The sequence below is a fragment of the Nguyenibacter vanlangensis genome, assembly GCF_013376155.1.
Classification (GTDB): domain Bacteria; phylum Pseudomonadota; class Alphaproteobacteria; order Acetobacterales; family Acetobacteraceae; genus Gluconacetobacter; species Gluconacetobacter vanlangensis.
On the sequence record NZ_JABXXP010000165.1, the window covers coordinates 1 to 5,456 of the forward strand.

The 5,456-nt window shown below is 68.0% G+C and carries 8 protein-coding genes; 3 read left to right on the forward strand and 5 right to left on the reverse strand.

All coding sequences use genetic code 11. The features are described from left to right. Nucleotides 1–274: 274 nt before the first annotated feature. Both HUK84_RS09580 and HUK84_RS09585 read left to right on the forward strand, forming a co-directional pair. The gene (locus HUK84_RS09580) at nucleotides 275–526 is read left to right on the forward strand and encodes a hypothetical protein (RefSeq protein ID WP_176640089.1); all 252 of its coding nucleotides are present in this window, start codon (nucleotides 275–277) and stop codon (nucleotides 524–526) included. A 26-nt stretch (nucleotides 527–552) separates the two neighbouring features. Continuing rightward, nucleotides 553–1,755 carry an acyltransferase family protein gene (locus tag HUK84_RS09585; RefSeq protein WP_246285582.1) on the forward strand — a complete coding sequence of 401 codons (1,203 nt, stop codon included), beginning with the start codon at nucleotides 553–555 and terminating at the stop codon, nucleotides 1,753–1,755. Here the strand turns inward: HUK84_RS09585 and HUK84_RS09590 are convergent. From HUK84_RS09590 to HUK84_RS23525, 4 genes are all read right to left on the reverse strand, one after another. Continuing rightward, nucleotides 1,750–2,004: a hypothetical protein gene (locus HUK84_RS09590; RefSeq protein ID WP_176640088.1), complete on the reverse strand. Its 255-nt coding sequence runs from the start codon at nucleotides 2,002–2,004 to the stop codon at nucleotides 1,750–1,752. The two genes, HUK84_RS09585 and HUK84_RS09590, sit on opposite strands and share 6 nt — an antisense overlap. Before the next feature lie 35 nt (nucleotides 2,005–2,039). Next, nucleotides 2,040–2,453 carry a type II toxin-antitoxin system VapC family toxin gene (locus HUK84_RS09595; protein WP_246285583.1) on the reverse strand — a complete coding sequence of 138 codons (414 nt, stop codon included), beginning with the start codon at nucleotides 2,451–2,453 and terminating at the stop codon, nucleotides 2,040–2,042. Continuing rightward, entirely contained in the window at nucleotides 2,450–2,710 is a 261-nt protein-coding gene (locus tag HUK84_RS09600; RefSeq protein WP_176640091.1) for an antitoxin, read from the reverse strand. Before HUK84_RS09600 ends, HUK84_RS09595 begins: the two co-directional genes overlap by 4 nt. Before the next feature lie 509 nt (nucleotides 2,711–3,219). Next, a complete protein-coding gene (locus HUK84_RS23525; RefSeq protein ID WP_281362780.1) occupies nucleotides 3,220–3,354 on the reverse strand; it encodes a hypothetical protein in 135 nt (44 codons plus the stop codon). A 628-nt stretch (nucleotides 3,355–3,982) separates the two neighbouring features. Between HUK84_RS23525 and HUK84_RS09605 the strand changes: the two genes are divergently transcribed. After that, nucleotides 3,983–4,198 (forward strand): DUF3309 family protein, encoded by a 216-nt coding sequence (locus HUK84_RS09605; RefSeq protein ID WP_456306665.1) that lies wholly within the window; start codon nucleotides 3,983–3,985, stop codon nucleotides 4,196–4,198. An 80-nt stretch (nucleotides 4,199–4,278) separates the two neighbouring features. Here HUK84_RS09605 and HUK84_RS09610 read toward each other — a convergent pair. Beyond that, nucleotides 4,279–5,456, reverse strand: a 1,178-nt coding sequence (locus HUK84_RS09610; protein WP_176640093.1) for an aminotransferase-like domain-containing protein, incomplete at its 5' end; no start/stop codon positions are given.

Genomic DNA, 5,456 nt, shown 5'->3' on the forward strand with positions numbered 1-5,456 from the left:
GGCCGCGCCGCGCGCGAACGCAGGCTGCAAGGCAAGGCCCACCGCGCCGGCATCAAGCGCACCCGCGCCACCCACTACGACGAGTAGGCTTGCGCAATCGCAATTGCATCCCGCCCCAGCCGCGCTCTATCGTTTCATCCATGTCCCGCACCGGATGCATCGCCGCGCCCCGCCGGCCGGACGCGCGAATTACCCGCCCGGCCTGACAGGTCGGGCCGCCGCGATTCCACCATCCCGGCGCGCCCCTACGCGCCAGGACCACGGGACCATCCCCATGCCGGACGACTGGCTGAACGACCGGCCCACGCTCGGCATGGTCCAGTCCAAATTCGACCGCCGCGCCGACCCGGCGATGCGTGACGCTCTCCGGGCCTCTCTCTGCCGCTGCGACGCGGGCGACCTCGACGCCGCCCTTATACGCCTGCTGCCCGTCCTGCGCGCGCAAATCGCCGCCCTGCACACGAAATTCACCCTTGCCCGCCCGCTCGCCAACGATCTCGCCGCGATTGCCCTGATTTCTCCATAATGTTCCGACGTCATTCCGGGATGCAGATGATTGGGCGCATCCCGGGCGACGGCACGGACCGCAATGCCGGTATCGACCTGCTGCGCGGCCTGTCGATCCTGCTCGTGGTGATCCACCATCTGGCGCTGCGCATTCCGCTGGCCCGCACGGCTCTCGCCGCCATCCTGCCGGCCACCCTGCTGCACGCGCTGAACTGGAACGGCTATTCCGCCGTCTTCCTCTTCTTCGTGATCTCGGGCTTTCTGATCACCAGCCACAGCATCCGGCGCTGGGGCACGCTCTCGGCCGTCGACGCGTCCGCCTTCTATCGCCGCCGCGCCACGCGCATCCTGCCCTGCCTCATCGTCCTGGTCGCGATCCTGTCGCTGCTCGATCTGGCCCACGTGCCGTACTACACGATCACCCATCCCGACCAGTCGCTGCCGCGCGCCATCCTCGCCGTCTTCGGCATGCACCTGAACTGGTACGAGGGCCACACCGCCTATCTCCCCGGCGGCTGGGACGTCCTCTGGTCCCTGTCGATCGAGGAAGCCTTCTATCTCGCCTTTCCCCTGCTCTGCCGCGCCACCGCCCGGCACGCCGTCCTGCGCGCGATCCTCTTCGCCGCCCTGGCGCTCTCGCTGCCCGCCGACTATGCGCTGCTGTCGCATGCTCCCGAAATCTGGCGGGAAAAGGCCTATCTTCCCGGCATGGCCGCGATCGCCACCGGCATCTGCGCCGCCCTGATCGCCCCCCGCGCGCCCCTGCGCCACGTCCCGGCACTCGGCATCCTCGGGGCATCCATGCTCGGCGCAATCCTGCTCTGGCAACCGGCGATCCGCCAGGCGCTCGGTCACGCCACCATGCTGCTGCTCACGCTCGGCAGCGCGATGCTGCTGATCGCCTTCGACCGGGGCTGGGGCCGCGCCACCCTGCCGCGCATCCGCGCCCTTTCATGGCTGCGCGCCTATGGCCGCCTCAGCTACGAAATCTACCTGACGCACATGTTCCTGGTCTTTCCCGCCATCGCCCTGTTCCACGGCCTGGGCGCCCCGATCCGGTACGGCTGGCTCTGGTTCCTTCCGGTCCTGCCCCTCGCCTGGCTGCTCGGTCACGCCACCGAACGCCTCGTCACCAATCCGGCCGAACGCCGGCTGCGCAGCCGCTTCCCCTTCGACCCCGCCTCTATCCGGCCCCATTCGGCAGATCGGGCACCACCCGGGACGGGACCCGCCGCGCGGCGGTCATGACGGGCCGCCCCGCCGCGGCACGAAATCCCCCGTGCTGTAGACGATCGTCTCCTGGCGGACGGGCAACGCCGCCTCGGTCAGGGCCAGGTTCGGGGCCAGGTAGTCCAGCGAACACCCGGCCAGGCTACGCCCGCCCGACAAGGGATGCACGCGCCCGTCCACCAGGCCCGGCGTCATCATATGGCCATGCAGGGCGATCCGCCCCGCATGGCCAACGCCCGGAAGACACTGCCCGGCGACATCCGGCACGCGGCCATTACAATGCGTTCCCGTCTTTCCATTGATTACGCTGTCCAGTCTTCGGTCTTCAAATGGATGATCTTGCAGAAGCCTGCATCATTGGTGACAAGCGTGACATTCAGGTCGAGGGCATGAGCAGCAATCAGGAGATCAAGGGCGCCGACCACCTTTCCAGTTGCCTCCAGCGAGGCACGGAGCCTGCCGTAGGTATCGGCCGTCGATGATTCCCAGGGCTCGACGGCGACGCGCTGAAGAAATTCGCCCACAATACGCTGGAGGCGTGTCGCCTCCGGGCGCTTGGCGATGCCGAAACGCAATTCGCCTTCCGTGATGACGGAGATGCACACGTTCGCCATCGGTGTGCGAGAAAGGTTCTCCAGCGCTCGAGAGTTCCCCTTGAGAATGTGGCTCACGGTGTTGGTGTCGAGCATCCACGACATCGCCGGGTCGGCGCTCATTTCAGCCCGTCGGCGAACGGATCGCGATCGTCCTGGTCCTGGGCGCGCTCAGAGGGGTCGAGGAAGTCATCCGGCACACCACCCTCTCTGATGGCCGCAAGCAGGCCGTCCCAGCTCTCCGGCCGGCGTGACAGGATGACATCTCCGGTAATCTCGTCCCGGCGAATAAAGACTTCCGTGCCTTCGAAGCGGAAGGCGGCCGGCAGGCGAACCGCCTGGCTACGGCCATTATTGAAGATTTTTGCGACCTGGGTCATCACACCCTCTGCGATAGATGACATGATATATATCATCATGGCATACAGCATGGTATATATCAAGTCTCACAACCTGACAGCTAGGGCCGAGCGGCCGTGGGAGGACATCGCAATAATCGCAATATGGGAGGCGGCACGGCAGACAGGACTCCAAACTCCGCCGTTGTCGCTCCACTACGAGTCCCGTCGTCAGGCGGGCCTGATCCTCGGCTACGCTGCACACCGGCTGACAAGATGGAAAACGCGGTTGAGCGACTTAGTCGGATCATCTCGATTACGGCGTCGACGGCAACACCACATGCCAGGCCCTGTTAGAACTTGAAGATTATTTCTATATATTGGCAATGGCTGAAAACAATGCGACGCAGATTTTCACCGACGAAGCCCGGGCAGCGCCGGGACAACAGACGTCCGCCAGCGTCGCGCGGCCGGAGAATGGTCGGTAAAGACGATGTCGGCAGATCTATCCCCCGTTCCCGGCGCGGCGCAGGTCGGACGGACAAGCCCCCTCAGCCGCTGAAGAAGATCAGCGCCGTCGCGGCGCCGAACCCCAGGGCCAGCAGCCCGACCGCGAAAACGTCCCAGAAATTGGACGGTTTCACCGAATCCGCGCCATAACTCAGGCGCTGATAGAATCCGAACATTCCAGCCTCCGGGCCGGAAGACATCCTCTCCTCCGACCGGCTGGAATATGGGTATGCCACCCTCCGCCAGCCAGACCGCCAGCCGGCGGGCAACCGCCCGACCCATGGCGCGGCCGCAAGGCTCGCGCGGCCGCGTTACATCTCGCATCCCTCGTCACATCCCGCCGCCAGCCCGACCTTCATCCGGACATCGAACGCGGCGATACTGCATCCCCATGCCACCGGCATGGTGTGCTACGAGGCCGGGATGCAGACACAGGCGATGCAGGCCATGATCCGTTTCGGACTGGGCCGCCGGACCGGGAATCCCAGGCCGGCGGCATCCGGGCCCTGTCCCCGCTGGGCACGCACCCCGCGACCTATGCCCACCTGGCAACCCGCCTGACGACCCATTTCGTCGCCGACGCGCCCGCCACCCGCCGCGACCGGCAAAACCCGCCGGAATGAGGACCGCCGTCATGAGGGCCGCCGGCAAATTCCACCATCCCTCTCCCCAGCCAGGCATCCTTCGTCGGCGAGCGGCGTTCCATGCAAACGGGATGGCCCGGCGGGGCGCGAACCGCCATCCCGCACGCCCGGCACGGCACGGCCGATTGCCCGCGTTGCCGAACGCGTCGCTTTCATACCCATGAATCGCAAGACCGGGATGCGCCGCGCCCCAGCCCCCGGCGATCACATGGAGGACGAAATGCTCAGGACCATCCTGCTGATCGTGCTCATCCTGCTGCTGATCGGCGCATTGCCCACATGGCCCTACAGTTCCGGCTGGGGGTACTACCCGGCCGGCGGCTTGGGGCTGATCCTGCTGATTCTCATCATCCTGGTGATCGCCGGCGGCATATAGGGCGGCGCGGGCGTGGCGATACCGTGAAAACATAAAGACACCGGCATCCCGCCAGGCCGGGTTTTCACGGCGTCGCCGTTTCAATCTCCATCCGCGCAGGCCAGCGCGTCGCCCAGGGCCCGGGCGAACATATCGGCCTGTTCCTCGGTCGCCGCGGCGAACCCCACCAGAATCCCCCGCCCCGGCACCCCCGGGTTCGGCCCCGACGAATGCCGGCCGGACAGGTACAGCCCGGACAGAAACGGCACGCTATACCCCGCCCGCGCCAGCCGCGCGGCCACGGCCCGGTCGTCCCGATCCGCCGCGAAGCGCACCAGCACCTGCAATCCCCCGACCGGCGGCGCGACCACGACCGCGTCGCCGCAGCGCGCGCGGATCGCCCGCACCATCTCAGCACCCCGTGCGCGATAGACGCCGCCGATATGGTCCAGATGCCGGTGATAGCGGCCGCTGTCGATGAAGGCCGCCAGCGCCGCCTGGGCGTGCACGTTGGCCATCACTCCCAGATTGGCCTGCGCATGGGCCAGCCGCGCCGACAGGGCGGGCGGCGCGACGAACCAGGCCAGGCGCAGCCCCGGCAGCAACGATTTCGCGACGGTGCCCAGGGTGATCACCTCTCCCTGTTCCGCCAGCGCGCCCAGCGCCGGCACCTGCCGCCCCTCCCACAGGAACTCGCTGTCGTAATCGTCCTCCAGCACCAGCGCCCCGGCCTGCCGCGCCCGGGCCAGCAGCGCCAGCCGGCGCGGCAGGCTCATCCGCACCCCGGTCGGGTACTGGTGCGACGGCGTCACATAGACCAGCTTCGGCACGCCGGTCAGGCGGGACGCGTCCGCCCCCTCCGCATCGACCGGCAGCGGCACCAGCCGGCCATGCCCCAGCGCCGCCCGCGCGCCCAGATAGCCCGGCTCCTCGATCCAGACCGTCTCGCCTTCATCCAGCAGGCACCGGCCCAGCATCGCCAGCGCCGACTGCACGGTGGGCACGACATGCACCTGCTCCGGCATCACGGGCAGCCCCCGGCGCGCCGCCAGCGCCTCCGCCAGCACCCGCCGCAAATCCGGCAGCCCCTGGACGTGGCCATACAGCAACCCGTCGCCCGACAAGGTCCGCACCGCCCGGCGCATCGCCCACGCCCATTCGTCCCGGGGGAACAAAGCCGGGTCCGGGTGGCCGGGGCGCAGCCGCCCGCCGCGCGCGACATAATCCGCTTCATGCCGGTCCCGCGCCAGCGCCGCGCCCTGCCGCGACAGGCGCACCG

What these genes read in the sequence shown, in the direction of transcription:
- HUK84_RS09585 (WP_246285582.1), top strand. Translation starts at nt 553, where the DNA reads ATGATTGGGCGCATCCCGGGCGACGGCACGGACCGCAATGCCGGTATC.
- HUK84_RS23525 (WP_281362780.1), bottom strand. Translation starts at nt 3,354, where the DNA reads ATGTTCGGATTCTATCAGCGCCTGAGTTATGGCGCGGATTCGGTGAAA.
- HUK84_RS09595 (WP_246285583.1), bottom strand. Translation starts at nt 2,453, where the DNA reads ATGAGCGCCGACCCGGCGATGTCGTGGATGCTCGACACCAACACCGTG.
- HUK84_RS09605 (WP_456306665.1), top strand. Translation starts at nt 3,983, where the DNA reads ATGAATCGCAAGACCGGGATGCGCCGCGCCCCAGCCCCCGGCGATCAC.
- HUK84_RS09580 (WP_176640089.1), top strand. Translation starts at nt 275, where the DNA reads ATGCCGGACGACTGGCTGAACGACCGGCCCACGCTCGGCATGGTCCAG.
- HUK84_RS09600 (WP_176640091.1), bottom strand. Translation starts at nt 2,710, where the DNA reads ATGACCCAGGTCGCAAAAATCTTCAATAATGGCCGTAGCCAGGCGGTT.